The sequence below is a fragment of the Salinirubellus salinus genome, assembly GCF_025231485.1.
Classification (GTDB): Archaea; Halobacteriota; Halobacteria; order Halobacteriales; family Haloarculaceae; genus Salinirubellus; species Salinirubellus salinus.
Genome location: NZ_CP104003.1, coordinates 2,700,128 through 2,726,247, shown reverse-complemented (window position 1 = coordinate 2,726,247; position 26,120 = coordinate 2,700,128). Strand labels below are relative to the sequence as shown.

Annotated in this window: 25 protein-coding genes; 17 read left to right on the top strand and 8 right to left on the bottom strand. The window is 70.2% G+C overall.

What is annotated here, in order from left to right; all coding sequences use genetic code 11:
• Positions 1–45: 45 nt before the first annotated feature.
• The 11 genes from N0B31_RS14480 (at position 46) to N0B31_RS14430 (ending at position 10,903) form a co-directional block, all read left to right on the top strand.
• Positions 46–2,907 carry an FAD-binding and (Fe-S)-binding domain-containing protein gene (locus N0B31_RS14480; RefSeq protein WP_260592335.1) on the top strand — a complete coding sequence of 954 codons (2,862 nt, stop codon included), beginning with the start codon at positions 46–48 and terminating at the stop codon, positions 2,905–2,907.
• Positions 2,904–3,809, top strand: coding sequence for a DUF6282 family protein (locus N0B31_RS14475; protein WP_260592334.1), 906 nt, complete (start codon positions 2,904–2,906; stop codon positions 3,807–3,809). The genes N0B31_RS14480 and N0B31_RS14475 overlap by 4 nt, the downstream gene beginning before the upstream one ends.
• 80 nt (positions 3,810–3,889) lie before the next feature.
• Positions 3,890–4,714, top strand: coding sequence for an amidohydrolase family protein (locus N0B31_RS14470; RefSeq protein ID WP_260592333.1), 825 nt, complete (start codon positions 3,890–3,892; stop codon positions 4,712–4,714).
• A gap of 6 nt (positions 4,715–4,720) precedes the next feature.
• Positions 4,721–6,034, top strand: a complete 1,314-nt coding sequence (locus tag N0B31_RS14465; protein WP_260592332.1) for an MmgE/PrpD family protein — start codon at positions 4,721–4,723, stop codon at positions 6,032–6,034.
• 37 nt (positions 6,035–6,071) lie between these two features.
• The gene (locus N0B31_RS14460) at positions 6,072–6,779 is read left to right on the top strand and encodes a helix-turn-helix domain-containing protein (RefSeq protein ID WP_260592331.1); all 708 of its coding nucleotides are present in this window, start codon (positions 6,072–6,074) and stop codon (positions 6,777–6,779) included.
• Positions 6,780–6,836: 57 nt separating this feature from the next.
• Positions 6,837–7,283 (top strand): universal stress protein, encoded by a 447-nt coding sequence (locus N0B31_RS14455; RefSeq protein WP_260592330.1) that lies wholly within the window; start codon positions 6,837–6,839, stop codon positions 7,281–7,283.
• Positions 7,284–7,369: 86 nt separating this feature from the next.
• Positions 7,370–8,320: a glycine betaine ABC transporter substrate-binding protein gene (locus N0B31_RS14450; protein ID WP_260592329.1), complete on the top strand. Its 951-nt coding sequence runs from the start codon at positions 7,370–7,372 to the stop codon at positions 8,318–8,320.
• Positions 8,321–8,327: 7 nt separating this feature from the next.
• A complete protein-coding gene (locus N0B31_RS14445; RefSeq protein ID WP_368389188.1) occupies positions 8,328–9,092 on the top strand; it encodes an ABC transporter permease in 765 nt (254 codons plus the stop codon).
• On the top strand, positions 9,089–10,093 hold the full coding sequence (locus tag N0B31_RS14440) for an ABC transporter ATP-binding protein (RefSeq protein ID WP_260592327.1): 1,005 nt from the start codon (positions 9,089–9,091) through the stop codon (positions 10,091–10,093). Before N0B31_RS14445 ends, N0B31_RS14440 begins: the two co-directional genes overlap by 4 nt.
• Positions 10,094–10,768: an ABC transporter permease gene (locus N0B31_RS14435; protein WP_260592326.1), complete on the top strand. Its 675-nt coding sequence runs from the start codon at positions 10,094–10,096 to the stop codon at positions 10,766–10,768.
• A 21-nt stretch (positions 10,769–10,789) separates the two neighbouring features.
• Positions 10,790–10,903 carry a hypothetical protein gene (locus tag N0B31_RS14430; protein WP_260592325.1) on the top strand — a complete coding sequence of 38 codons (114 nt, stop codon included), beginning with the start codon at positions 10,790–10,792 and terminating at the stop codon, positions 10,901–10,903.
• A gap of 192 nt (positions 10,904–11,095) precedes the next feature.
• Here the strand turns inward: N0B31_RS14430 and N0B31_RS14425 are convergent, their stop codons facing one another.
• The 3 genes from N0B31_RS14425 to N0B31_RS14415 form a co-directional block, all read right to left on the bottom strand.
• Positions 11,096–11,923 carry a sulfite exporter TauE/SafE family protein gene (locus N0B31_RS14425; protein WP_260643994.1) on the bottom strand — a complete coding sequence of 276 codons (828 nt, stop codon included), beginning with the start codon at positions 11,921–11,923 and terminating at the stop codon, positions 11,096–11,098.
• Between the two features lie 280 nt (positions 11,924–12,203).
• Entirely contained in the window at positions 12,204–13,169 is a 966-nt protein-coding gene (locus N0B31_RS14420) for a fumarylacetoacetate hydrolase family protein (protein WP_260592324.1), read from the bottom strand.
• A gap of 175 nt (positions 13,170–13,344) precedes the next feature.
• Positions 13,345–13,644 carry a DUF6199 family natural product biosynthesis protein gene (locus N0B31_RS14415; RefSeq protein WP_260592323.1) on the bottom strand — a complete coding sequence of 100 codons (300 nt, stop codon included), beginning with the start codon at positions 13,642–13,644 and terminating at the stop codon, positions 13,345–13,347.
• Positions 13,645–13,891: 247 nt separating this feature from the next.
• Here N0B31_RS14415 and N0B31_RS14410 point away from each other — a divergent pair, with 247 nt between their 5' ends.
• Positions 13,892–14,263, top strand: a complete 372-nt coding sequence (locus N0B31_RS14410; RefSeq protein WP_260592322.1) for a hypothetical protein — start codon at positions 13,892–13,894, stop codon at positions 14,261–14,263.
• 37 nt (positions 14,264–14,300) lie between these two features.
• On the opposite strand, the gene N0B31_RS14405 is transcribed toward N0B31_RS14410, so the two are convergent.
• Positions 14,301–15,119 carry a cyclase family protein gene (locus N0B31_RS14405; protein WP_368389245.1) on the bottom strand — a complete coding sequence of 273 codons (819 nt, stop codon included), beginning with the start codon at positions 15,117–15,119 and terminating at the stop codon, positions 14,301–14,303.
• A gap of 309 nt (positions 15,120–15,428) precedes the next feature.
• Here N0B31_RS14405 and N0B31_RS14400 point away from each other — a divergent pair, with 309 nt between their 5' ends.
• The 4 genes from N0B31_RS14400 (at position 15,429) to phaC (ending at position 21,203) form a co-directional block, all read left to right on the top strand.
• Positions 15,429–17,630, top strand: coding sequence for a PAS domain S-box protein (locus tag N0B31_RS14400; protein ID WP_260592320.1), 2,202 nt, complete (start codon positions 15,429–15,431; stop codon positions 17,628–17,630).
• Positions 17,631–17,748: 118 nt separating this feature from the next.
• Entirely contained in the window at positions 17,749–18,168 is a 420-nt protein-coding gene (locus tag N0B31_RS14395) for a universal stress protein (RefSeq protein WP_260592319.1), read from the top strand.
• 102 nt (positions 18,169–18,270) lie between these two features.
• Positions 18,271–19,365, top strand: a complete 1,095-nt coding sequence (locus tag N0B31_RS14390; protein ID WP_260592318.1) for a sodium:phosphate symporter — start codon at positions 18,271–18,273, stop codon at positions 19,363–19,365.
• A gap of 176 nt (positions 19,366–19,541) precedes the next feature.
• Positions 19,542–21,203, top strand: a complete 1,662-nt coding sequence (gene phaC, locus N0B31_RS14385) for a class III poly(R)-hydroxyalkanoic acid synthase subunit PhaC (RefSeq protein ID WP_303655777.1) — start codon at positions 19,542–19,544, stop codon at positions 21,201–21,203.
• A gap of 17 nt (positions 21,204–21,220) precedes the next feature.
• Here the strand turns inward: phaC and N0B31_RS14375 are convergent, their stop codons facing one another.
• The 4 genes from N0B31_RS14375 to N0B31_RS14360 all read right to left on the bottom strand — a co-directional run bounded on the left by N0B31_RS14375 (position 21,221) and on the right by N0B31_RS14360 (position 25,335).
• On the bottom strand, positions 21,221–21,595 hold the full coding sequence (locus tag N0B31_RS14375; protein ID WP_260592317.1) for a Zn-ribbon domain-containing OB-fold protein: 375 nt from the start codon (positions 21,593–21,595) through the stop codon (positions 21,221–21,223).
• Between the two features lie 2 nt (positions 21,596–21,597).
• Positions 21,598–22,755 carry a thiolase domain-containing protein gene (locus tag N0B31_RS14370; RefSeq protein ID WP_260592316.1) on the bottom strand — a complete coding sequence of 386 codons (1,158 nt, stop codon included), beginning with the start codon at positions 22,753–22,755 and terminating at the stop codon, positions 21,598–21,600.
• 131 nt (positions 22,756–22,886) lie between these two features.
• Entirely contained in the window at positions 22,887–24,617 is a 1,731-nt protein-coding gene (locus tag N0B31_RS14365) for an adenosylcobalamin-dependent ribonucleoside-diphosphate reductase (protein ID WP_260592315.1), read from the bottom strand.
• 73 nt (positions 24,618–24,690) lie between these two features.
• Entirely contained in the window at positions 24,691–25,335 is a 645-nt protein-coding gene (locus N0B31_RS14360) for a phosphoribosyltransferase (RefSeq protein WP_260592314.1), read from the bottom strand.
• 105 nt (positions 25,336–25,440) lie between these two features.
• Between N0B31_RS14360 and N0B31_RS14355 the strand changes: the two genes are divergently transcribed.
• Positions 25,441–26,082 carry a dienelactone hydrolase family protein gene (locus tag N0B31_RS14355; RefSeq protein ID WP_260592313.1) on the top strand — a complete coding sequence of 214 codons (642 nt, stop codon included), beginning with the start codon at positions 25,441–25,443 and terminating at the stop codon, positions 26,080–26,082.
• The last annotated feature ends 38 nt before the right edge of the window (positions 26,083–26,120 follow it).

The window sequence follows — 26,120 nt, the reverse complement described above, 5'->3', positions numbered from 1 at the left end:
TGTTCACCTGAAGCCGTAACCCCGCCCGGCGAGTGCCTTCGCGTCATGAGTACCGACGACGCGAGCGGGGGCGCACCCGGGCTCGCGGCACGACTCGAAGGTGAGGTCGACTTCGGCGAGTCGGCACGGCGGCTCTACGCGACCGACGCGAGCATCTACGAGGTGGAGCCGAGCGGCGTCACCTTCCCGCGGAGTCGAGCGGACGTCCGGGCAGTCGTCGAGTTCGCCCGCGAGCACGACACCGCCATCACGGCACGCGGAGCGGGGTCATCGCTCACCGGCAACGCCGTCGGCGAGGGCATCGTGCTGGACTGCGAGCGCCACCTCGACGAGGTTGTCGAGCTTGACCCGGACGCAAAGACGGTCACCGTCCAGCCCGGCGTGGTCCTCGACGACCTGAACGCCGAACTCGAGGCCAACGGCCTCTACTTCCCGCCGGACCCGTCGACGTCCAGCACCTGCACCATCGGGGGGATGGTGGCGAACGACGCCGCCGGCCCACACTCGGTCCGCCACGGGACGACCCGCGACAACGTCCGGCGGGTCGAGTGCGTGCTGGCGGACGGGAGCGTCGCCGAGTTCGGCCGACGCGAGGCCGACGACCTCGACGCTGTCCTCGACCGCGACGACCGGGTCGGCGAGGTCCACCGGACGGTGGCCGACCTCGCGGTCGAGCACGCCGAGGCCATCGAGACCCGGTACCCGGATGTGGAGCGGAACTCGAGCGGCTACGACCTCGAGAGCAGCGCCGCCCCGGACGGCTCGTGGCTCGACCTCTCGCGTCTCGTCGTCGGGAGCGAGGGCACGCTCGGCGTCGTCACCGAGGTGACGCTCGAACTCACAGAGCGCCCGGAGACACGCGCCGCGGCGCTCCTGTTCTACGACGACGTCGTCGCCGCGGCCGACGCCGTCGCCGGGTCGTTGGCCGCCGACCCGAGTGTGGTCGAACTCATCGACGACGCCGTCCTCGGCTACGCCCGCGACGCCTGGGGGTTCGACCTCGTCCCCGAGATGGCGGGCGCCGCGTTGCTGGTCGAGGTCGAGACCACCCACGCCGACCAGGAGACCGACCTCGACCGGGCGGTCGAGGCGGCCCGGACCGAGGCCACCGTCGCCGTCGAGCGAGCTACCGACGACGCGACGCAGGACCGGCTCTGGAAGATCCGCAAGGCGTCGAACCCGCTCCTGAACCGGCGCATGGGCGACGAGCAAGCGCTCTCGTTCGTCGAGGACGCCGCCATCCCGCCCGAGCGACTCGCCGCGTACCTCGAGTGCGTCGGCGACGTCCTTCGCGAGCACGACCTCGAAGCGAGCGTGTTCGGTCACGCCGGGCAGGGCGTCCTCCACGTCAAGCCGTTCCTCGACCTGCAGACCGAGCGTGACCGCGAGCGCCTCCGGTCGGTCTCCGAGGCCGTCCACGACATCGTGCTGGACGTCGGCGGCTGTGTCTCCGGCGAGCACGGCGACGGACGCCTCCGCTCGGCGTACCTCCCCGAGATGTACGGTGAGGAGCTCTACGGCGCGTTCGTCGACCTGAAGCGGGCATTCGACCCCGAGGACGTGTTCAACCCCGCGAAGGTGGTCCCGTCCTCCGACGGCGAACTCGTGGCCGTCGACGAGCACCTCCGGTACGCGGGGTACGACCCCGAGACGGTCGACACGGCGCTCGACTTCGGCGACGAGGGCGGGTTCGACTCGCTCGTCGAGCAGTGCAACGGCTGCTCGAAGTGCCGGACCACCGAGGGCGGCGTGATGTGTCCCTCCTACCGGGCGACCGGCGAGGAGGTGACGAGCACGCGGGGGCGGGCGAACATGCTCCGGGCGGCCATCGACGGCGACCTCGGCGCGGACGCGCTGACGAGCGACGAGTTCCAGGAGGCCGTCCTCGACCGCTGTCTCGCGTGCAAGGCCTGTGAGACGGAGTGCCCGACCGGGGTGGACATGGCGAAGCTGAAGACGGAGGCGAAACACCAGAAACACCAGGCCGACGGGGTACCGCTCCGTGCCCGGCTGTTCGGCAACGTCCGCCTCCTCAACCGCGTGGGGAGCGCGCTCGCGCCGGTCGCGAACCGACTCGCCGCGTTCGGTCCCGGGCGCGTCATCGCGGAGAAGACGCTCGGTATCGACCGCCGGCGGACGCTTCCGTCGTTCGCGAGCGAGTCGTTCCTCGAGTGGGTCGCAGGCCACGACCCGGCGCCGGCGGCCGGCGAGCGCGGCACCGTCGCCCTGTTCCCTGACTGCTACACCGCGTACAACCACCCCGAGGTGGGCCGGGCGACGGTCCGTCTGCTGGAGGCGCTGGGCTACGCTGTCGAGGTGCCCGAGGTCGAGTGCTGCGGGCGCGCCGCGCTCTCGCAGGGACTGGTCGAGCGGGCCCGTGGCTTCGCCGAGACCAACGTCGAGATCCTGGGCGAGTACGCCGACCGTGGCGTCCCCGTCGTCGGCGTCGAGCCGTCCTGCGTCAGCGCGCTCGTGGAGTACGACGACCTGCTCGAGGAGACGGGCGGGCTCCCCGAGGTCAGTCGAACGGTGGCGTCGTTCCTCCGTGACCGCGTCGAGGCCGGCGAGGTCGAGCTCCCCGAGGCCGGCGACGTGACCGTCGCCTTCCACGGCCACTGCCACGCCTCGACGAAGGGATGGGACGCCGACCCGGTCGCGCTGCTCCGGCGGGCCGGCTACGAGGTCCGGCCCGTCGACGCGACCTGCTGCGGGATGGCGGGCGCGTTCGGCTACGAGACCGAGCACTACGACCTCTCGACGACGCTCGGGGCGGAACTGGAGCAGCAGCTCGACGCGACCGAGGCCGACCTCGTGGCCGCGAGCGGTGCCTCCTGCAGCCAGCAACTCGCCGACCGTGACGTCGAGACCCACCACCCGATGGAGCTGCTCGCTGAGGTGGTCGTGTGAGCGATACTGGGAGCGGGACCGGGACCGCCATCGACGAGGCCGACCCCGACTACGGTCTCGTCGAGGGGGCGCTCGACGTCCACGTCCACACCGCCCCCGACCTCGTCGAGCGGTTCCAGCACGACGTCGCGCTCGCCCACCGCGTCCGGGAGGCCGGGCTGCGCGGTGCGGTCGTCAAGAGCCACGTCGTCCCCACCGCGGGCCGGGTGGAGCTGGCGAACGAGGCGGTCGGCGAGCGCGTCCTCCACGGTGGCGTGGCGCTCAACGGGAGCGTCGGTGGCGTCAACCCGGACGCCGCCGAGGTGGCGCTCGATCTCGGCGCGACGGTCGTCTGGCTCCCGACCGCGTGGAGCCACAACCACGCGAGTCAGGCCCGTGCCGCGGGCGTCGAGCGGTTCGTCGGCCAGCGTGTCCCCGACGCCGAGGAGGACCTCCACGTCACCGAGGACGGCGAACTGACGGCGGCGACCCGCCGGGTACTCGACCTCGTCGCCGAGCACGACGCCGTCCTCGGGACCGGGCACGTCGCGCCCGCGGCCATCGAGACGGTCGTCGACGCCTGCGCCGACGCGGGCGCCCGGTGTCTCGTCAACCACCCGTTCTTCCGCGTGCTCGACCTCTCTGTCGAGCAGCAGGCCGCGCTCGCCGACCGGGGTGCGGTGATGGAGTTCTGTGGCTACGCCGTCCAGAGCACCGAGGGCCACACCGTCGAGCGCGTGGCCCGCGCCGTCGAGCGCATCGGCGCCGACCGGTGTCTCCTCGCGACGGACTTCGGTCAGGCGTCGAACCCACCGGTCGAGGGGCTCGCGTCGTTCGCCAGCGCGCTCGTCGACGCCGGGTTAGAGCGCGAGACGGTCCGAAAGCTCGTCGCCGAGACGCCGGTCGACCTGCTGGGGCTGTAGCCGAACGCCGACCCGCACTTGAAGGCTCGGACATGTAGCCGCGAACCCTGATGCGGTATTTCGCGGTAGGCCGTCCTGCAATGGCAGAGTACCCCGTCGTCAACGGTCACCACCACATCGGCAACCCGAACGCCGACCAGGACCGCACGTTCGAGTGGTCCGAGAGTATCGCCCAGATAATCGACGCGATGGACGAGAACGAGGTCGACGCGACCATCCTCCAGCCGCTGGGTGGCGAGAACGACCGCTCGGTCACCGAGGTCCACGACCACATCTACGAGGCCTCGCAGGCCTACGAGGGCCGCATCTTCGGCACCGCGGCGGTCAACCCGCACCTCGGGACAGAGTTCGTCCACGAGGAGATCACCCGGTGTGTCCAGGAGCTCGACTTCAAGTTCGTCAAACTACACACGCTGGCGTGGGGTGTCGACCCGACCTCGGACATCGCCTACGACGTCTACGACGCCTGTGCCGAGAACGACGTCCCCGTGATGGTCCACACCGGCCCGCACGGGATGCCGTTCTCGGTCCCCGGGATGTTCATGCCGGTCGCCGAGGATTACCCCGACCTGCCCATCATCTTCGCGCACATGGGTGGGGCGTACACGCTCACGCAGGAGGCCATCTTCATGGCCGAGCGCTACGACAACATCTACCTCGACACGACGCTGGCGCTGAACATGTACGTCCGTCGGGCGATGGAGGCCGTCGGTGCCGACCGCCTGCTTATGGCCGCCGAGCACTCGACGAACATCCCAGTCGCGCTCACGAAGATCGACTGTATCGGAGCGACCGAGGAGCAGAAGGCGAAGATCCTCGGCGAGAACGCCGTCGAACTCTACGGCCTCGACGTCGACAAGCAGAACTGGGGAGCCCAGGAGGCCGCCGCCGCGGACGACGACTGAGCACGCGTGACGACAGACGACGCCGTCGCGTTCGCCCGCACCGCGAGTCGGTCGGACGCGCCCACCGAGGTCGGTGCACACCTCCGGGCGCGCGTCCTCGACACGCTGGCGGCGACGACTGCCGGGTACCGGCTCCCGACCGCCGACGTCGTCCGGACGTACGCGACCGACCGGTTCGCCGACGTCGCCGAGGCGACCCTCCTCGACGGCACGGGGAGCCGTCTCTCGCTGGAGGCCGCGACGCTGGTGAACGCCACCGCCGCCAACGCCCTCGACGTCGACGACGGCAACCGAGAGGTGAAGGGCCACCCCGCGGCCGTCGTCGTCCCCGCCGCCCTCGCGGCCGCCGAGGCCGCCGACGCGACGGTCGGCGAGTTCCTCGACGGCGTCCTCGTCGGCTACGAACTCGGCGTGCGGGCCGGGCTCGCCATCCACGCCACCGACGGCGTCTACACCGGCACCGGCTCGTGGGGAGCGCTCGGTGCGGCCGCAGCCGTCGGTCGGCTCCGGGGGCTCGACCACGCGACGCTCGCGCAGGCGCTCGGGACCGCCGAGTACCACGCGCCGCGGACGCCCATCATGCGCGGCGTCGAGCGACCGGGGATGACGAAAGACGGCATCGGTTGGGGGTCGTACGCCGGCGTCTCGGCCGCGCTGCTGGCCGAACGTGGGTTCACGGGCTCCGGCACCGTCTTCGACGCGTCGGACGTCGACCACGCCGACTCGCTGGGGTCGCGCTACCACGTCACCGAGGGGTACCTGAAACCCTACCCCTGCTGTCGGTGGGCACAGCCCGGCGTCGCCGCGGTGCTCGCACTGCGCGACCGGGCTGACCTCGACCCCGACGCCGTCGAGCGCGTCCTCGTCGAGACGTTCGAGGAGGCGACCCACCTCGGCACCCGGCACCCGGACTCCGCGGAGGCCGCCGAGTACTCCTATCCGTACCCGGTCGCGGTGGCGCTCGCTCGCGGGCGGTTCACGCCGGCCGACCTCGACGAGACGGCACGCGAGGCGCCAGACGTGCTGGCGCTGGCGGACCGCGTGGCTCTCGTCGCCGAGCCGTCGCTCGACGAGCGGTTCCCCACTGAGTGTCTCGCCCGCGTCACCGTCGAGACGCCGACCGACACCTACCGGTCGGCCGTGACGCGGTCACCGGGCGCCCGCGAACAGCCGCTGTCCGAACGCGAACGGGTCGAGAAGGCCCGCGGACTCCTGACGCCGACACTCGATGCGCGGGCCCTCGAGTCGGTCCGGGAGACGCTCCGGACGCCGGACCGCCCGGTCGAGGCGCTCCTCGCGCCGTGGTCGATAGAGGCGTGATACTTATCCCACCCGAGAAGGTCTCTCCAGGAGACCTATGCTGACCGCCAAGGTGTGCGTCCGGTACGAGGGCGACTGGACGGCCCAGCTGGCGGCCCACGACGTGTTCGGCGAGTTCATCGCCTCCACCTTCCGCGACCGTCGGTACGTCGGCATCATGGCCGTCGAGTGCGACGCGGACGACACGGCGACCGTGCTCGACATCATCGGAGACCACCGCATGATCGACGCGGTGGAGGTCGTCGAGGAGTTCGACGCCGACGAGCGCAACCGGAGTTCGATGACGCTGTTCATCGAGGGACAGTTGACGGAGTTCACGCCCCTGCAGACACTGCTGTACGAGGGGTTCCTCCCCATCGGCCCGACGAAACTCGAGAACGGGCGGGAGTGTTTCGACCTCCTGTTGCACGACCGCGAGGAGCTGTCGAACGCAATCGAACTGCTCGAGCAGTTCGGGAGCGTCGGCGTCGACCGCATCAGCGAGGAGTTCCGCCGCGAGGTCGTCCCGTCGCGGGCCGGCTGGCAGGCACTCCTCGCTTCGTTCCCCCCTCGGCGCCGCGAACTGCTCAACCTCGCGCTCGAGGCGGGCTACTTCGAGATCCCGCGTGAGACCACCCTCGAGGAACTTGCCGAGGAGATGGGGATCACGAAGACCACCGCCTCGACCCACCTCCGGAAGGCCGAGCGACAGCTCTTCGAGTTCCTCCTCCCTTACATCAACCTCGCCACCGAGAATGGTGCCTGATAAACGCCGCGATATGTTCGGCGGGCGAGTGAAGCCGTTCCCGGTGATACCGCCAGTATGAGCAGGGTACTCCTCCCGGCGAGTAACCACTCGAAGTGGGCCGAGAGCGTCGCCGACGTCGTCGTCGACACCGAGGCCGACGAGGACCTCACGGTGGTCGTCAGCCACGTCTTCGACGCGGACGAGGTGACCTCGACCAGCGAGAACCTCGACATCGAGGGGCGTGCGGACGTGGACGAACTGGCCAGCCGCAAGTCCGGCGTCGGCGCGGCCCTCCGGCGACTCGACGACGCCGACATCGACACCGAGGTCCGTGGCATCGAACACGAGGGCGAACCGGCCGAGGCCATCGTCGACGCCGTGGAGTCCGTCGACGCCGACCGGCTCTACATGTACAGCCGCAAGCGGAGCCCGGCCGGGAAGGCACTCTTCGGCAGCACGCTCCAGGAGGTCGTCATCGAGGCGCGCGTGCCAGTGGTCGTCGTGCCGTCGAACGCACTTTGAGTCACCGTCTCACGACGAGTATCATAAAAGCTCACAATAGTTCGCGCGAACCGTTACCCCGATTGCTCCGACACTCCCGGTAGACTATGACAGTGAAGCACACGCGACGACAGGTACTGAAACGGGGGGCCGTTGCGGGTGGTGCAGTCGGCCTCACCTCGCTGGCCGGCTGTTCGAGCTTCCTCGGGGGCGGGGGGACCGCGGTCAAGGTCGGCTCCAAGCAGTTCACCGAGCAGGAACTGCTCGGCCACATGGCCTACGAGGCGCTCGACGCCAACGCCGACGTCGAGGTCGTGAACGAGGTCGGACTGGGCGGGACGACCACGAACTTCCGGGCGGTCAAGAGCGACGAGATCGACCTCTACTGGGAGTACACGGGGACCGCGTGGGCGACGCTCCCGCCGAAACACGACGAGGTCATCACGGACCCGCAGCAGATCTACCAGAAGGTCGACGAGGAGGTCCAGAGCGAGCACAGCCTCGACTTCCTGCAGCGGGCACCGTTCAACAACACGTACGTGCTGACGGCGAACCCAGACTGGGTGGAACAGACCGGCGTCGAGACGCTCTCCGGGTTCGCCGAGTACGTGAACGGAGGCAACACCGACTTCACCGTCGTGCTGAACGCCGAGTTCGAGAACCGGGCCGACGGGTGGCCCGGCGTCGCGAAGCACTACGGCTTCGACGGCGCCCTGTCGGACATCCAGGTGACGAACGTCGACTCGGGGCTAACCTACCAGACGGTCGGCCAGGGGGACGCGCAGGTCGGGGTCGGCTTCAACACGAACCCGAAGATCGTCAGGTTCGACCTCACCGTGCTCGAAGACGACGAGCAGTTCTTCCCGGTCTACAACCCGGCGCCGCTCGTGAACCAGGACGCGCTGGAGTCCGCACCCAGCATCGAGGAGCCGCTGAACGCCATCGGCCCGACGCTCTCGACCGAGAAGATCCGGAGCCTGAACAAGCAGGTGTCAATCGACGGTGGCGACCCACAGAAGACCGCTCGTGAGTTCCTGTCGAACGAAGGCCTGATCTGAGCTCCCGATGTCCCCTCTCGCCTCGTCTGTCGTGAGCGGCCCCCTGTTCGTCGGTAGCTACGTCGAGTACCTCACCTCGAACGCCGACAGTCTCGTCCGACTCACGCTCCAGCACGTCGCCATCATCGCCCAGGCCATCGCCATCGCGGTGCCGCTCGGGGTCGTGGTCGGGACGCTCATCACGTACAACGACCGGGCGGCGACGGTCGTACTCTGGCTCGCTGGCGTGATGATGACCGTGCCGAGCATCGCGCTGTTCGGCCTGCTCATCCCCGCGTTCGGTATCGGCCAGCCGCCGGTCGTCGTCGCGCTGGTGCTCTACTCGCAGCTGCCGGTCATCCGCAACACGTACGTGGGGCTGGACCGCGTCGACCAGGCGGCCGTTGAGGCCGGCACGGGACTCGGTATGACCCGGTTCGAACGGCTCCGTCGGGTGAAACTCCCGATGGCGCTCCCGGTCATCATGGCTGGGGTCCGTAACGCCGTGGTCGTGCTCATCGGCATCGCGGCCATCGGCGCGTTCATCGGGGCCGGCGGCCTCGGTGACCTCATCTTCAACGGCGTCTCCGAGCCGGACATCGAGGAGCTCGTGGTCGGGACGGTGGTGCTGTCGCTGCTGACGCTGTCCGTCGACTACGGCTTCGGGCTGATCGAGCGCGTCCTCAGGCTGCGCAACGGCGAGGACGTCGAGCTACCGCGGCTGGTCCGGGGTGCCGTCACCGGCACCGACACGGCCCCGGACACAGGCACGAGTGCGGGTGAGACGGCATGATAGAGTTCGAGAACGTAACCAAGGAGTATCCGGACGGTACCGTGGCCATCGAGGAGATCAGTTTCACCGTCGAGGAGGGCACGACGACCGTCCTCGTCGGCCCTTCGGGGTGTGGCAAGACGACGACGATGAAGCTCGTCAACCGCCTCGAGGACCCGACCGAGGGGACGGTCTACTTCGGCGGGACCGACATCTCCGAGCTCGACGAGATAGACCTCCGCCGGCAGGTCGGCTACGTCATCCAGGAGATCGGCCTGTTCGACCACATGACCGTCGGCGAGAACATCGCGACGGTCCCTGACCTCAAGGGCTGGGACGAGGGGCGCATCGAGGAGCGCGTCGACGAACTCCTCGAGCTGATGGACCTCCCGCCAGAGCAGTACCGCGACCAGTATCCCACCGAACTGTCGGGTGGTCAGCGCCAGCGCGTCGGCGTCGCCCGGGCGCTCGCAGCCGACCCGGACGTGATGCTGATGGACGAGCCGTTCGGGGCGCTCGACCCCATCACCCGAGAGAACCTCCAGCAGGAGTTCCTCGACATCCAGGCGGAGATCAACACCACCATCCTGTTCGTCACGCACTCCATCGACGAGGCGCTGAAGATGGGCGACCGCATCGCCATCTTCGACGTCGGCGAGGTCGTCCAGTACGACACGCCCGACGAGATACTGGCGAACCCCAAGAACGAGTTCGTGGAGGACTTCATCGGCGCCGACCGGACGCTGAAACAGCTCCAGGTGACGCCGGTCCGCGAGGTCATGGAGGAGCCCACCGAGGAGCACGGCGAGGTGGTCGCCACCGTCGAGGGCAACGGGCACGCGGAGCACGTCGTCGGCGAGGCTGGCGACGTCGTCCCGGTGGAGCCGACCGACAGCACGCAGGTCGCGCTCTCACGGCTCATCCAGGGCGGTGTCGACGCGCTCCCGGTCACCCGCGACGACGAGGTGGTCGGTGTCGTGACCGAGGCCGCCATCCGCGGCAGTCGAGACGGGGGACCGTAGATGGGGCTCGTCGAACAGCTCCCGGCGGCGTGGCGCTACCTCCTCGAGAACCAGACGGAGTTCGTCGAACTGCTCACCACGCACCTCCAGCTCGTGGTCGTCGCGGTGGTCTGTGCCATCCTCGTGGCCGTCCCCGCCGGTATCCTCGCGACCCGGCGACCTAGACTGAAGGGCTACATCCTCGGGACTGGCAACGTCGCACAGTCGGTGCCCACCATCGCCATCATCTTCCTCGTGTTCCCCGTCCTCGGTATCGGGTTCACGACGGCGCTGGTCGGCCTGTTCACCTACGCCATCCTCCCCATCCTCACCAACACCATCGCGGGCATCGAGGACGTCGACGCGTCCACCGTCGAGGCCGCCCGTGGCATGGGGATGACCGACTGGGAGATACTCAAGCAGATACAGCTCCCGCTCGCGCTCCCCGTCATCTTCGCGGGCATCCGGACCGCCTCGGTCATCACCGTCGGGACGGCCTACCTCGCCTTCTTCATCGGCGGCGGCGGGCTCGGCCTCTGGGTGGTCGTCGGCATCAAACTGTTCAACATGCCGCAGGTGCTCGCGGGCGCCATCCCCGGCGCGCTGCTCGCCATCGGGATGGACTCGCTGTTCGCGCTCGTCGAGCGTCGGCTCGGTGGCGAGGGGCTCCAGAACGCGTCGGCGGCCGGCGCCTGAGTCGCCCCACCCCGTGGCCTCGTGGCCGTCATCGCGCTCGTGACCGGGCCGACCGGCACCTGCGGGCTCTACTCCGCCCTCGGGGTCGGCACCTGTCCCGGTCCCGCGGCAGTCGTCCTGAACGACTGGCGGTAGCCCCACCACGAGGAAGACGGGCGGCGTCCCGACGACGGGTGGTCACGCGACACGTTCGCGCTCGCCTTCGAGTCGAGGCCCGCTGCCTATCGTGTGAAACGTACCCGTGGATACCAGAAACGGCACTGCTTCGGGTGGAGATCGGGGCCGAGCGAGGACGACGGCACTCCGGCGTTCACCCGTCCCCGTCGGTCACCCGCCGAGCGGCTGGTAGATCGGCGGTTCGAGGTGCGGAACCTGGAGCCCGAACAGCGCGAGCGCGTGGGCGATCGGCATCAGCCCGAGGACGAGGAACGCCACGCCGAGCGCCCGGTGGAGGCGCTCGCGGCCGGTCGCGCCTACCGTCCCGAGCACCGTCCCGTAGGCGAACAGGGCGGGGACGGTCCCCAGGCCGAGGACGCCCAGCGTGAGGACGCCGGTCGTCGGCGAGCCACGGACGAACGCGTAGAGGTACGCCGGGTAGAGCAGCGGACACGGCAACAGCCCGTGAACCAGCCCGAGTGCGACGATACCCGGACCGTGGACCCACCCGTCTATCCGCGCCTGGAGGCGCCCGAACAGTGACGCCAGCCGACCGACCAGCGGGAGGCGCCCCCCAGCTGCGTGGCCGCCGTAGTCGCCCCCGAGATAGCGGAGCCCGGTCCCGACGACGAGCAACCCCATCGTCAGGCCGAGCGTCGCGCGGACCCAGCCCCCCACGACGAGGACGGTCTCGGCCGCGTCGTAGAACAGCGCGCCGGCCAGCCCGAACAGGCCGCCAAGCGCGGCGTAGCTCCCCGTCCGACCCAGGTTGAACAGGAGGTGCTGGCGGAGTTCGCGGAAGGTGACGCCGCCCCGACGCCCGTCGCTGCGCTGGCTCCCACCGTCACGGAGACGGTCGGCGTACACCGTCACGAGCGGGCCACACATCCCGAGGCAGTGCGCGCCGCCGAGCAGGCCGACGAGCAGGAACACAGAGAGCTCGACCTGCCCGCTCGTCGAGAGCCCCGTGTGGAGGACCGGTGGGAGGCTCGTGGTCAGCGCCCCACCTCCCCCCGTCGTGCGGCGCTCGGCGGGCTCGACTCGGCGGTCACGCTCGCGGTGGTCGTCCCGGTGTGGGCCATCGCGGGCGTACTCGATGCCACGAGACTGGCGACGAGCCTCGAGCGCACGGCGACTCCCCACCGACGGCTCCGTGTCCCCTGCATCTGTGTTCGAACGACCTGACAGCGAAGGCGGCCAAAGCGTTCTGGTGTGACTCTCGAACGCCGTCGAAGACCGCGCCTGGCGGCGACGCCGTCACCTCCGCGCTGCCCGCGACTCACCGCGGCGCGATGCGGTTCTCCAGCGTCCCGATGCCCTCGACGGTCAGCGCGACGGTGTCGCCGAACTCGGGGAACTGCCCGAGTTCCAGGCCACAGCCCTCGCCGACGGTCCCACTCCCGATGACGTCGCCCGGATAGAGCGTCTCCGACTGCGAGATGTACGCGACGATGTCGGCGAAACTGTGCTCCATGTGGCCGGGCGTCCCCTCCGACCAGACCTCGCCGTCGACCGTCGCGGTCATCCCCGCCTCGCCGATGTCGATGGCGTCGGCCGTCGTCAGGTACGGCCCGAGCGCGTTCGCGAAGTCCTTCCCCTTCGCCGGCCCGAGACGGCCCTGCATCTCGGCCATCTGGGTGTCGCGGGCGCTGAAGTCGTCGAAGACCGTGTAGCCCACGATGTACTCGTCGGCCGCCTCGACCGGGATGTCCCGGCCCTCCTTGCCGACGACGGCGGCGACCTCCAGTTCGTAGTCGACCGTCTCGCTGTAGGCCGGCCACGCCACCTCGTCGCCGGGGCCGACCACGGAGCCGGGGTTCCCCTTGTAGTAGATGGGCCGCTCGTACCAGACGTCCGGGATCTCCTCGCCGAGGCTGTTCTGCACGTGCTCCTCGAACACCATGCAGTCCCGGAGCGACGTGGGGCGGGGGACCGGGCTGAGGAGGTCGACCTCGTCGAGGGCGAAGACGAGTCGCCCACCGTCGGCGTGGTGGTGCTCGTCGGTCGACAGTGCGTACTCGCGGGCCTCGCGGGCGGCCTCGAGTGCGCGGTCACCTCGTTCGAGGAACGCGACCATCTCGGGTGGGGCGGTCGCTCGGGCGAGTTCGTCGGCCGCCGCGACGCCCTCGGCCGCGAGACGGGCCGCGTACGCGCTCGTCACGTCCACGAGTCCGTCGTCGACCTTCACACCGACCCGTCGCTGTCGGCCGGTGGGTGTCTCGACCGCGAAACTGGCGAGCTTCATGTACCCGTCCGGTGTGCCAGCACTCGGCATAAACACTGGGGCGCCTCGCACCGTGGGCCCGACCGGGGTCGCGTGGTGGGACCCGTCTCCCGCCACGGTCTCCTGACGGGGGGTGCCCACGACGACGAGCGCCGTCACCCAGCGGTGCGGCGTCGAAGAAGCGACGACGAGTCGTTCAGGCCGAGTCCGTCGACTCGGCGACTTCGCCCGCGGCCCCGCCGTCCGGGGCCGCGTCGTCCTCGGCGACGGTCTCCATGACGAATCCGGCGATGCCAGCGGCAGCGAGCCCGATTCCCATGGCCCGAACCTGCCTGAGGTACGAGGCGCGTGGCTCGAGCTGCTCGGTGTTCTCGAAGCTCATGCTCAGCATCCGTCGTCCGAGCGCGACGCTCCGTCGCGGCGCTACGGCGGCGAACAGTCCCTGTACGATCGCCCAGAGTGCACCCATCTTGTTGCAGTCAGATCGTCCGAACACGACACACAGTTCGACCGCCCGGTGTATTAGAATTTCGAAAGAATAGCAATACTCGCTGCGAACGAAGTCGTGTGTGACGCGAGGACGTAGGAGCCACACCGGCGACGAAAAGCGCAAACGAGGCTGTGATAGCGGCAAGTGCCGTACGTCGGTGCTCGTACAGCGCGCGCTCGGTCCGGCGCTCCCCGAGTGAGTGTATTGCGCAATAAAGGCAAGTTACTTGTCGGTGGGACCACACACTACGTCCGTGGATACAGCGACCGAGCGATCGTCGACGGGACTCCTGGGCGGCCCGGAACTCTCGACGCTAGAGCGGGTGGTCATCGTGCTGTTGGGTATCTCGGCTCTGACGCACCTCTACGCGGGGGTCGTCGAGGGGGCACCGCCCGTCTTCCTCGCGGGCGTCGGGTTCGTTGGCGGTATCGTGCTGTACCTCCGTGGGGTCCGCCGTCACACACTCACGGTCGCCGCCGTGCCGTTCACGGCCGTACAGATACCCCTCTGGTACGTCGCGAAGGCGGGCGAGTACACGGCCGTCGGCTATCTGGACAAGGTGGTCCAGGTCGTCCTGGTCGTGCTCCTCGTCGTCCTGGCGCTGCGACAGCGTCGAGAGGCCTGAAGCGGTCTCTCCGCCGGAGTCGGCGGAGGTACGCGCCTCACGCGTCTCCTTCGCCCCCGAGGGTCTCGTCGAACATCGCGACCGGCCGCACCCACCCGGCGCTCGCGCCCTCGACGACCACCGGGAACGTCACCAGCGGCACGTCCGTCCGCCGGGGCAGGGCGTCGAGGTTCGCGAGCTTCTCGATCTGGCAGTACTCCACGTCGCGGCCGGCGAAGTGCGCCGGCCACAGCTCCCCCTCGTCGCCGGTCTCGACGTAGCGCCGACCCATCTCGCCGAACGGCTTGTCGAACCCGTACGCGTCGGTCCCGATCACCTTCACGCCCTGCTCGACGAGGTGCTTCGTCGCCGCGCCGCTCATGCCGGGGAACTCGGTGAGGTACTCCGGCGTGCCCCACAGGTCGTCGGCACCGGTCTCCAGCAGGACGATCTCGCCGGGCGCGAGTTCGTGGTCGAGTGCCTCGAGTTGCGCGTCTAGCTCGTCGGGCGTGATCTCGCTCCCCGGTTCCTTCCACGTGAAGTCGAGGACGACGGCGTTCCCGCGACACCACTCCAGCGGGACCTCGTCGATGGTCTTCGCCGGTTCGCCGCCGGACTCGGGGCCGTAGTGCCACGGCGCGTCGAGGTGCGTCCCCGTGTGGGTGATGGCGTGGACCTCCTCCCACGCCAGCCCGATACCGTCGGGGAAGTCCGCGGCGTCGACGTCCTCGATGCCGAGCCCGTGGAGGTTCTCGGCCAGCAGTTCGGCCCCGTCCTCGTGCGAGTGGTACTCGACGCTGCCGGGGAACGGTTCGCTCGGCGCGTCCGGTTCGATGCCGATGCTGAGGTCGACCAGTTCGGTGTCGGTGAGGTCCAGTGTCACTGTCTCTCACAGCGGGTGTCCGGGCGACTTAATGATTCGTCGGGGGCGGGACTCCCCGCCGTCGACGCCCGCGGTGGCCGTCGACCCCTCTGTCGTCGAGTCTTACCGAATCTATATCACGAACAGCATACGATTTCGGACTCGAACCGAGGCGCCGCCCGGAGGGGAACGTCCAGCGACACGCCGGCCGAGTCGGCTCGGTGTGTCCCGTCCGTGGACAGGGTCGGCGTCTCGCGACCCACGCATGACCTGTACACCACCCTGCCTCACGCCGGATGGGGATCACTCGATGGCGGCCGGCCGATGAGACGCGGTCCCGTCGACGCTGCCCACGGACCGGAGCCCATCGCGGTCCTCCACGTGGACGACGAACCGGGGTTCGGCGAACTCGTCGCCTACCACCTCGAACGCGAGAACGGTCGGTTCGACGTGACCACGGCCACCAGCGTCGAGGAGGGGCTCGCCCGACTCGACGAGACCCGCTACGACTGCATCGTCTCCGACTACGACATGCCCCGGCGGAACGGGCTCGACTTCCTCGCCGCGGTCCGTGAGGACGCCCCCGACCTCCCGTTCGTCCTGTTCACCGGGAAGGGGAGCGAGGAGGTGGCCAGCGAGGCCATCTCGACCGGTGTCACGGAGTACCTCCAGAAGGAGACCGGGACGGGCCAGTACGCCGTCCTCGCCAACCGCGTCGAGAACGCGGTCGAGCAGTACCGCGCGACGGCCGCGTTCGAGGCCAGCCAGCGCCGCCTCTCGCTGTTCGTCGAGCAGTCGCCACTCGGCGTGCTCGAGTACGACGAGGACTTCGAGATCGTCCGGGTGAACGAGGTGGGGCAGGAGATCCTCGGCTACGCCGAAGACGAACTGCTCGGCGAGAGCTGGGACCTGCTCGTGAGCGAGGAGAGTTACGACGACGTGGATTCGGTCACGACGGACCTCGCCCAGCAGGTCGGTGGCCACCGGAGCGTCGACGAGAACGTCCGGAAGGACGGCGAGCGGATCGTCTGCGAGTGGCACAACCGTATCGTCACCGACGACGACGGCGACGTCGTCTCCATCGTCTCGCTGTTCCAGGACGTCACCGAGCGGACCGCGCGCGAGGCGGAACTCGAGCAGTACCGGGCCTACCTCGAGGGGTCGACCGACATCATCACGGTGCTGGACGAGGCGGGCCGGATACAGTACCAGAGCCCGTCGGTGACCCGTATCCTCGGCTACGGTGAGGACGAACTCGTCGGCGAGAACGGGTTCGAAATCGTGCACCCCGAGGACAGGGAGTCGACCTGGGCGGCGTTCGAGCGGATCCTGACCGGCGAGGAAGACCGGGTCAGTCACGAGGCCCGACTCCGGACGGCCGACGACGAGTGGCGATGGATCGAGATCCGCGGCACCGACTACCGCGACAACCCTGACATCGGTGGCATCGTCGTCAACAGTCGTGACATCAACGAACGTCGTGAGCGCGAACAGGCCCTCCGTCGGACCACCGCTCGACTCCAGTCGCTGTTCGACGAGTCGCCCGACATGGTCGACATCCACGACGCGGACGGACGCATCGTCGAGGCCAACCCGCGGCTCTGCGAGCTGACCGGCTACTCGAAGGCCGAACTCACGGGGATGCACGTGTGGGAACTGGACGAGACCATCGACCCCGAGGAGGCGACGGGTGTCTGGGCGGAGATGGACGAGACGGCACAGACGAAGATGGAGGGCCGGTATCGACGCGAGGACGGGAGTACGTTCCCCGTCGAGATCCACATCCGGCGCCACACCGTCGACGGCGAGCCCCGGTTCATCGTCATCAGCCGTGACATCTCGGACCGCAAGCAGCGCGAGCGGCAACTCGAGCAGTTCGCGAGCGTCGTCAGTCACGACCTCCGGAACCCGCTCGGCGTGGCGAAAGGCCGTACCGACCTCGTCCGCGAGGAGTGCGACAGCGACCACCTCGACGGCATCGAGAACGCACACGCCCGGATGGAGACCCTCGTCGACGACCTCCTGATGCTCGCCCGGGAGGGGAAGCAGGTGAGCCAGACGGAGGTGGTGGACCTCGCCGTCCTCGCCGAGGGCTGCTGGCAGACCGTCCACACCGCCGACGCGACGCTCCAGGTGGTGACCGACCGGCGGATACACGCCGACCGGAGTCGGCTCAAGCAGTTGCTGGAGAACCTCTTTCGCAACGCGGTGGAGCACGGCTCGACGACCAGCCGAGGCGCTTCCCGCCCCGGCGACACTGTCGAAGACGGCGGCCCGGAAGTCACCGTCACCGTCGGCGACCTGTCCGACGGTGACGGGTTCTACGTCGCCGACGACGGGCCAGGGATCCCCGGGGCCGACCGCGACCAGGTGTTCGAGGCCGGCTTCTCCACGGCCCACGACGGGACCGGGTTCGGGCTGAGCATCGTCGAGCGGATCGCGACCGCACACGGCTGGACGGTCGGGCTCCGCGACGGCGAGGGCGGTGCGTGCATCGAGATCGGCGGGGTCGACCTCGAACGCTAGGCGGCCGTCGCCGGTCGCCCGCACGCTCTCGCCACGCGAACTGCTCGGGACCCGTGACCGTTCCGCCCCCGTGGGAACCACGACGAACAGTTAACGCCGTCCACGTGGTCCCGCGACCATGGGCGCTATCCTGCTCGCGACCGACGGGAGCGAGTACGCACGACGGGCGGCGGCCGAGGCCATCGACCTCGCGGCGGCGCGTGACGTCCCGCTGTACGTCCTGTGTGTCGTCGACCAGCGGCGCTTCGACGACCCCGCGCTCGGCGCGGCCGAACTCGCGACCATCTACGCCGAGGACCACGCCGTCCTGACCGTCGAGGAGGTGACGGCGCTGGCGGCCGGCGAGGCCGTCGCGGTCGACGGCGACACCAGACACGGGGTCCCCGAGGAGGTCATCCTCGAGTACGCCGCCGAGGTCGACGCCGACGTCATCGTCGTCGGCGAGCACGGCGACCACGCGGAGCACTTCTCCGGCGTCGGCCGGCGAGTCTCGAAACTCGCCGACCGGGAGGTCGTGGTCGTCGACGCGGCGACCTGACTGCCCCGCAAGCCTCTTTCGACGGGCGTCCGGGGCCCGTCATACGGCCGGTCGAGCCGCCCGCCGAACCGAGGCGACGGGCACCGGCGACAGGTACACACGATGGTCCCCCGAATCCAGACACTCACCGCGCGAGTCGGCGGCCCGTGGTCGCTCGTACTGGGCGTCCTCGGCGTCGTCGTCTCGTTCCTGTTCGCCGTCCAGTTGCTGGGGACGGCCACCGCCGCGGCCGCGCCCCTCGTCGAGCGCGTGCTCGCCCGACTCGTCGTGGGCGACGCCGCGGCCCTCGGCCTCGGCTGGCTCGGCGCGTCCGTCCTCGCCAACGGGTCGGTCGTCGCGGCGCTCGCGGTCTCGCTGTTCGCCGCCGAGATCGTCACCGCGCCCGAACTGTTCCTGCTGGTCGCGGGGTCGCGTCTCGGCGCCGCCAGCGTCGTCGTGCTCGTCGGCGTCCTCGACTTCCTCCAGAAGGAACGCTACTCGCTCCCGGAGGCCGTCGAGGTGGGGCTGCTCACCTTCCTGTTGACCCACTCGGTCTACCTCCCGGCGACGCTGGTGGGGTACCTCGCACTCCCGCTCGTCGGTACGCCCGCGCAGGCCACCACCGGTGGCTCGACGGCCACACTCCGGCCGCTGTCGCTCTTCGAGCCGGCCGCCAACCTCCTCACGGCGTGGCTCGGCCCCGGGCTCGCCGTCGTCCTCGCCGTCGGCGTGCTGTTCGGGAGCCTGCGGCTGTTCGACCGCCTCCTCGCGAGCGTCGAGACGGCGACGCTGCGAGCGCGGCTCTTCCGGCACTTCCGGAGCACGCGGCTCTCCTTCCTCGCCGGCCTGCTGGTCACCGTCGTGACCACGAGCGTCGCGTTCTCGCTCGGCGTCGTCGTCCCGCTGTACAACCGCGGCTACGTCGAGCGCGAGGAACTCGTCCCGTACGTCCTCGGTGCGAACCTCGGGACGCTGTTCGACACGCTCGCCGTGGCGGTGCTGCTCGACTCACCCGCCGGCGTCGCCGTCGTGCTCGTCCTCCTCGGTGTCGCCTCGCTCCTGACGGGCGCGGCGCTCCTCGCACACGACGCCTACAGTCGGGTCGTCCTCGGCGTCGACGACCGGCTCCTCACCGACCGCCGGGCGTTCGTCGCCTTCGGCCTCGCGCTCGTGTTCGTCCCCCTCCTGCTGGTGGGCGGCTCGCTCGTCGTCGGGTAGCACCGAGCGGTCGGTCGCGAGAACGCCGGCCCCGTGGGTCGCCGTGCCCCATATCCCTGCGTCCCGTGTTCCCGCATCTCGGGAATCCCCCACCGGCTTTTGCCCCCGCGTGCCCTCTCCGACGTCGAGAGCGCCGATGTACGGTCCACCGCCGAGCCACCCCCGACACGATACCGATGCCCGCTGAGGAGTCCCCGTCCCCGCCCGCCGCGTCTCCCCTCGCGCTGGTGCGCACGTTCCAGCGGGCGGCCCTCGAGACGGCCACGGAGGCGGCACGCGAGGCGACGCTCCTCCCCGGCCGACTCGCCGACGCCACCACCGTCGAGGTCGGACAGACCCCGAGCGAGGTCGTCTACACCGAGAACAAGCTCGAACTACGTCGCTACGAGTCGCTCACCGACCACCAGCACGCCGTCCCCGTCCTCGTCGTCTACGCCCTCATCAACCGGCCGTACATCCTCGACCTCCAGCCCGACCGGTCCATCGTCCGCCGGCTGCTCGAGGCCGGCCACGACGTCTACCTCGTCGACTGGGGCGACCCCTCGCGGCTCGACCGACACCTCGGGCTGGAGGACTACGTCGGGCGCTACCTCGACAACTGCGTCGACGTGGTCCGCGAGCGCTCCGGGCAGGCGGCCATCAACCTCCTCGGCTACTGCATGGGCGGCACGATGTCGGCCATCTACACCGCCCTCCACCCCGAGAAGGTGAACGCGCTCGCGTTGCTGGCCGCCCCGCTGTACCTCGAGGACACCGGCGGCGTCCTCGAACTGTGGGGCGACGAGGCGTACTTCGACCCCCGTCGGCTGCGCGAGGTGCACGGGAACGTCCCCGGCGAGTTCCTCGCGGCCGGGTTCCAGCTCATGGACCCCGTCGCGAACACCGTCACGAAGTACGTCCGGCTCGCCGAGCGGCTGGAGAACGAGGACTTCGTGCGGAACTTCGCGCGGATGGAGCGCTGGCTCTCGGACCCGGTCGACCTCGCTGGCGAGGCGTACGCCGAGTTCGTCGAGCGCATCTACCAGCGCAACGAGCTCTACCGGAACGAACTGACCGTCGGGGGCGAGCCCGTCGACGTCGAGCGGATCGACGTGCCGCTCCTCCAGATCGTCGGCACCTACGACAGCCTCGTACCGCCCGACGCCAGCACCCCGTTCAACGAGGTCGTCGGCACCGACGACGTGACGACCATCGAGTACCCGAGCGGCCACGTCGGCCTCGCGATGTCGAACGGGGCGCACCGCGACGTCTGGCCGGAGGTCGCCGAGTGGTTCCTCGAGCAGTCCGACCACCCGACGCTCGCCGACGTGCTCGGCGAGGGGGTAGAGGCGGCGCTCGGCGTCGACGTCGAGACCGACGTGGGCGTCGGCGACGTCGACGAGATGGCGGTCGGCGTGGGAGACGCCGACGGCGAGATATCCAGAGCGGTCGTCCGGCGGGACCCGGTGGCCGTCGAGCGGTTCCTCGAGGCGGCGCTCGGCGTCGACATCGAACTGTCCGGCGACGCGGACGGCATCGCCGTCACGGTCGCGACGGACGAGGGCGTCCAGACGACGGTCGTCCGGAGCGTGGGCGAGGCCACCCGGACGGAGGTCGAGGAGTCGGTCGAGTCGGTCGCGGTCGCCTCGGTGTACGACCTCGAGGAACTGGAGGGCGTCGGACCGACCTACGCGGCGCGACTCCGGGACGCGGGTATCGAGTCCGTCGCGGACCTCGCCGTGGCGGACGCCCCGACCGTCGCGGCGGCAGCCGGCGTCGGCGAGCGACTGGCCCGCACCTTCGTCGACCGGGCGCGAGCGCTGGTCGGGCTGGAGGCGGCCGCGGAGACGGACGACTGACGGGAGCGGCCCCCCCGCTACGCCGGCCGGAACGTGAGGACCGGCGTCTCCCCCTCGCGTCGCTCCACGCCGAGGGCGACCCGGTCCCCGATGGCGACGTCCTCGGCGGTCGCGTCCCGGAGCTGTCCCGTGAGGGTGACGCCCGCGTCGAACGCCACCAGCGCGACCGTGTACGGGGTCTCGCCGTGGAACTTCGGGACGGTGACCGATATCTCGGTGAACGAGACGACCGTCCCCCGGTCGTCGAGCGGTTCGCGGGACAGGTCGGTGGCGCCACAATCCGGACAGACGGTCCGCGGCGGGAGCGTCCCCTCGCCGCAGGCCCCGCAGGTGAGGTACCACTGTTCGTCGGCCGCGACCGCCTCCGCGAAGGCGTCGAACCACGCGGGCACGGTCAGACACCCCCGAGTACTGTCACGGTCGTGCTCGCCCCGCTGCCCCCCACGTTGTGCGCGAGGGCCGTCTCGGCCCCGTCGACCTGGTTCGGGTGTCGCCCCTCGAGCTGCTTCGTCAACTCGACGAGCTGGCCGACGCCGGTCGCCCCGACGGGGTGGCCCTTCCCGATGAGCCCGCCGGACGTGTTCACCGGGAGGGACCCGTCGACCGCCGTCTCCCCCTCGACGGCGCCACGGGTGCCCTCGCCCCGCTCGTAGAACCCCAGCGCCTCGAGTGCCAGCACCTCGGCGATGGTGAAGCAGTCGTGGACCTCCGCGACGTCGACGCCGTCTGGTTCGACACCGGCGTCGGCGTACGCCCGTTCGGCCGCGCGTTCGGCCGCCGGGAGCCGGTCGAGGGCCGCGCGGTCCTGCAGCGCGAGCGCGTCGCTCGACTGCCCCGTCCCGAGCACGGTGACCGACGTGTCGAGGTCGTGGTCGGCGGCGAACGCCTCGCCGACGACGATGGCGACGCTGGCGCCGTCGGAGATGGGACAGGCGTCGTAGAGCCGGAGCGGCGTCGCGATGGGCCGCGAGGCCAGCACCTCGTCCATCGGGACGGCCTTCCTGAACTGGGCGAGCGGGTTCTCGACGGCGTTCTCGTGGTTCTTGACCGAGACGGCGGCGAGGTCCTCGCGCGTCGCGCCGTAGGTGTGCATGTACTGCCGGGCCAGCAGCGCGTAGATGCCCGGGAACGTCAGCCCCTGCTCGTTCTCGTAGACGTCGTCGGCCGCGTTGGCGAGCGCGTCGGTGACGTGTTCGGCGTCCGCGACCGACAGCTGTTCGACTCCGCCCGCGAGGACGGCGTCGGCCGCCCCCGATTCGACGGCCTGGACCGCCTGTCGGAACGTGGCGCCGCCCGAGGCGCAGGCGCTCTCGACGCTTATCGAGGCCGCCTCACGGGCCCCCACGTGGTCGGCGAGTAGCGGTCCCACGTGACCCTGGTCCTCGACGAGGTCGGCCACGAAGTTCCCGACGTAGACGGCGTCGAGGTCGGCCGGCGCGACGCCGCTGTCCTGGAACGCCTCGGCGGCCGCCTCGGCGAACAGTTCCCGCGACGACGACTCCGGGAACGCGTCGTACCGGGTACTCCCGACACCGGCGATGTGTGTCGACATGTGTCGACGCGTAGCACGGTGGGTCGATTAGGGCCACCGTCCGTTCCCGCCGGTCGGGAACCGTCTCGAACGGGACAGTGTGTGGCCGCCACGCGACGGACGTCGGTGGCTCCCGGCGAGCCCTCGGCAGGTCACTCCCGACCCGGGGCGACGTAGTCACACTCGCTCACGCACTCCTCGCGGCGGGGGGCCTCACCGAGCACCTGACCCGTGCTCGCGCCGCTCCGGAAGACGGTGACGCCCTTGAGGTCGAGTTCGCGGGCGGTCCGGAACACCGACTCGACGTCCGCGACGGAGGCCGACGCGGGGAGGTTGACCGTCTTGCTGACCGCGTTGTCCGTGTGGCGCTGGAAGGCGGCCTGCACCGCGAGGTGCTGGCGCGGCGGGAGGTCGTGGGCCGTCTGGAACAGCCGCTTCACGTCGTCGGGTATCGACTCGACGTCCTGTATCGTCGTCCGGTCGTGGAGGTCCTCGAGCAGCACCTCGGCGTCGAGCCCCCGAGCTTCGACCATGTCGACGAAGCGGTCGTTCCGTATCTCCAGCCCGCCCAGCACGTGCTTGGTGTAGGCGACGTTGTAGATGGGCTCGATGCCGGCCGAACAGCCCGCCAGCAACGAGATGGTCCCCGTCGGTGCGACGGTGGTCGTCGTGGCGTTGCGCACCGGCGTCTCGTGGACCGAGCTCTCCCACGCCGGGAACGGCCCGCGCTCCTCGGCCAACTGCCGCGAGGCCGCCCACGCCTCGTCGTGGACGAACCGCATCACCGCCTCGGCCACCTCGACGGCGGCGGGCGAGCCGTACGGGACCCGCAGGTCGACGAGCAGGTCGTGGAACCCCATCACGCCCACGCCGACCTTCCGGGTCTCGGCCACGCGCTCGGCGATCTCGGGGACCGGGAACGTCGAGCGCTCGATGGCGTCGTCGAGCACCCGGACCCCGAGGTGGACCGTCTCGCGGAGTCGGTCCCAGTCGACCGTCTCGCCGTCGACGTGCGCCGCGAGGTTCACCGAGCCGAGGACGCAGGCCTCGTAGGGGAGTAGCGGCACCTCCCCGCAGGGGTTCGTCGCCTCGATGTGGCCGAGCTGCGGGGTCGGGTTCGCCGCCTCGATGGTGTCGAGGAAGAGGACGCCGGGGTCGCCCGTCTCCCACGCCATCTCGGCGACGAGTTCGAGGAGGGCCTCGGGGTCGACCTGCCGGACGATTTCGTCGGTCCGGGGGTTGACGAGGTCGTACGGCTCACCGGCGTCGATGGCGTCCCAGAACGCCGCGTCGGTCGCCACCGAGAGGTTGAAGTTCCGGAGCACGTCGGCCTCGCCCTTGGCCGAGACGAACGTCTCGACGTCGGGGTGGCTGACGTGGAGGACGCCCATGTTCGCCCCGCGGCGGCGGCCACCCTGCTTGATCTGCTCGGTCGCGCTGTCGAATATCTGCATGAAGCTCACCGGGCCGGAGGCCACGCCGCCGGTCTTCCCGACGACGTCGCCCTCGGGCCGGAGCTTCGAGAACGAGAAGCCCGTGCCGCCGCCACTCTGGTGGATGCAGGCGGTCTGCGAGAGCGCCTCGAAGATGGACTCGATGGAGTCCTCGACCGGGAGGACGAAGCACGCGGCGAGCTGCTGGAGGTCGGTCCCGGCGTTCATCAGCGTGGGCGAGTTCGGCAGGAACAGCCGCTCTGCCATCACCTCGTGGAACCGCGCTTCGGTCGCGTCCACGTCGCCGCCGAACGCCGCCTCGGCCGACGCGAGGTCCGCCGCGACCCGGTGGAAGAGTTCGTCCGGCGTCTCGACGACCTCGCCCGTCTCGTCCCGCCGGAGGTAGCGTCGACGCAGGACGGTCCTGGCGACACTGTCGAGCGACGCCATGCGTCCAGCACGGCGGTGCGCGCGGTTAACCGTGTGGGTCGTTCCCACGGACTGGTACGGTCGTCGCCCGCGCTCAGGCCGACCGGTCGAGGTACGCCATCGCCTCCTCGTCGGAGACCTGGTCGAACCGGTCGTAGAACTGCCCGACACCCCTGAACCCCCTCGGCGTCAGGAGGCAGACCACCTCGTCGGCCAGCTCCCGCAGCTCGCCGACGGTCTGTGGCGGACCGACCGGGACCGCCAGCACGACGCGCTCGGCGTCACTCTCGCGGAGCATCTGGAGACACGCCCTGACGGTCGAGCCCGTGGCCACGCCGTCGTCGACGACGGCGACGGTCTTGCCGGTCAGGTCCGGCTCGGGACGGTCCCCCCGGTATCGCTCGGCCTTCCGTCGTGCGTTCTCGGCCTCGCGCTCCCGCTCGCGCTCGAAGTACGCCTCGTCGGTCCGTGTCCCCACGAAGGCCTCCTCGTTGCGCCAGACGGTCCCGTCGCTGGCGGCGGCCCCGATGGCGTACTCCGGGTTGCCGGGCGCGCCGATCTTCGACGCGACGACCACGTCGAGTGGCACGTCGAGCGCGTCGGCGACGGCGCGCCCCAGCGGGAGCCCGCCACGCGGGATGGCGAGCACGACGTCCACGTCGAGGTCTCGCTCGCGGAGCGCCGCCCCGAGTCGTTCGCCTGCCTCGGTCCGGTCGGCGAATCGGCGTGGTGCTGACATGGTCCTCGACCGGACGTGGCGCGCAGACACCCTGAACCACGTGAACGTTCCCACGACGCTGGAACGACCGTGTGGGTCATGCACACGAGCGGTGTCGACTCCCGCATGGCACACCAGACCGACACTCTCGTCCACATCCCGGTCGACGGCGTCGAACTGGAGGGGTCGCTGGACCTCCCGGCCGGCGCGACGGGCCTGGTGGTGTTCGCCCACGGCAGCGGGTCGAGTCGCAAGAGTCCCCGCAACAACTACGTCGCGGAGGTCATCCGCGAGCGGGGACTGGGGACGCTCCTGTTCGACCTGCTGACCGAGTCCGAGGACGAGGTCCGCGAGAACCGCTTCGACATCGAGCTGCTGACCGACCGCCTCGTCGCCGTCACCGAGTGGCTGGGGACGCGCGAGGACACGCAGGGACTGCCAGTGGGCTACTTCGGCTCCAGCACCGGGGCCGCGTCCGCGCTCAGAGCGGCGGCCCGCCTGCCCGACGCGGTCCACGCGGTCGTCTCGCGCGGCGGTCGCGTCGACCTGGCCTCGGAGGTCCTCGCGGACATCGCCGTGCCGACCCTGTTCGTCGTCGGCGGGGCCGACACCCAGGTGCTCGAACTCAACCGCGACGCCCACGCTCGGCTCACCTCCGAGAAGGAACTCCACGTCGTCCCGGGCGCGGGCCACCTCTTCGAAGCGGAGGCGGAGCTCGAGGAGGTCGCCGACGTCGCGGCCGACTGGTTCGCCGACGCCCTCCGCTGAGACCGCGTCGGCCGGTGGGCGCGCGGCGACGGTCACGC

Coding starts and splice junctions, on each gene's coding strand:
- N0B31_RS14480 (WP_260592335.1), top strand. CDS start 46: ATGAGTACCGACGACGCGAGCGGGGGCGCACCCGGGCTCGCGGCACGA.
- N0B31_RS14470 (WP_260592333.1), top strand. CDS start 3,890: ATGGCAGAGTACCCCGTCGTCAACGGTCACCACCACATCGGCAACCCG.
- N0B31_RS14460 (WP_260592331.1), top strand. CDS start 6,072: ATGCTGACCGCCAAGGTGTGCGTCCGGTACGAGGGCGACTGGACGGCC.
- N0B31_RS14455 (WP_260592330.1), top strand. CDS start 6,837: ATGAGCAGGGTACTCCTCCCGGCGAGTAACCACTCGAAGTGGGCCGAG.
- N0B31_RS14450 (WP_260592329.1), top strand. CDS start 7,370: ATGACAGTGAAGCACACGCGACGACAGGTACTGAAACGGGGGGCCGTT.
- N0B31_RS14445 (WP_368389188.1), top strand. CDS start 8,328: ATGTCCCCTCTCGCCTCGTCTGTCGTGAGCGGCCCCCTGTTCGTCGGT.
- N0B31_RS14440 (WP_260592327.1), top strand. CDS start 9,089: ATGATAGAGTTCGAGAACGTAACCAAGGAGTATCCGGACGGTACCGTG.
- N0B31_RS14435 (WP_260592326.1), top strand. CDS start 10,094: ATGGGGCTCGTCGAACAGCTCCCGGCGGCGTGGCGCTACCTCCTCGAG.
- N0B31_RS14420 (WP_260592324.1), bottom strand. CDS start 13,169: ATGAAGCTCGCCAGTTTCGCGGTCGAGACACCCACCGGCCGACAGCGA.
- N0B31_RS14400 (WP_260592320.1), top strand. CDS start 15,429: ATGAGACGCGGTCCCGTCGACGCTGCCCACGGACCGGAGCCCATCGCG.
- N0B31_RS14395 (WP_260592319.1), top strand. CDS start 17,749: ATGGGCGCTATCCTGCTCGCGACCGACGGGAGCGAGTACGCACGACGG.
- N0B31_RS14390 (WP_260592318.1), top strand. CDS start 18,271: ATGGTCCCCCGAATCCAGACACTCACCGCGCGAGTCGGCGGCCCGTGG.
- phaC (WP_303655777.1), top strand. CDS start 19,542: ATGCCCGCTGAGGAGTCCCCGTCCCCGCCCGCCGCGTCTCCCCTCGCG.
- N0B31_RS14370 (WP_260592316.1), bottom strand. CDS start 22,755: ATGTCGACACACATCGCCGGTGTCGGGAGTACCCGGTACGACGCGTTC.
- N0B31_RS14365 (WP_260592315.1), bottom strand. CDS start 24,617: ATGGCGTCGCTCGACAGTGTCGCCAGGACCGTCCTGCGTCGACGCTAC.
- N0B31_RS14360 (WP_260592314.1), bottom strand. CDS start 25,335: ATGTCAGCACCACGCCGATTCGCCGACCGGACCGAGGCAGGCGAACGA.
- N0B31_RS14355 (WP_260592313.1), top strand. CDS start 25,441: ATGGCACACCAGACCGACACTCTCGTCCACATCCCGGTCGACGGCGTC.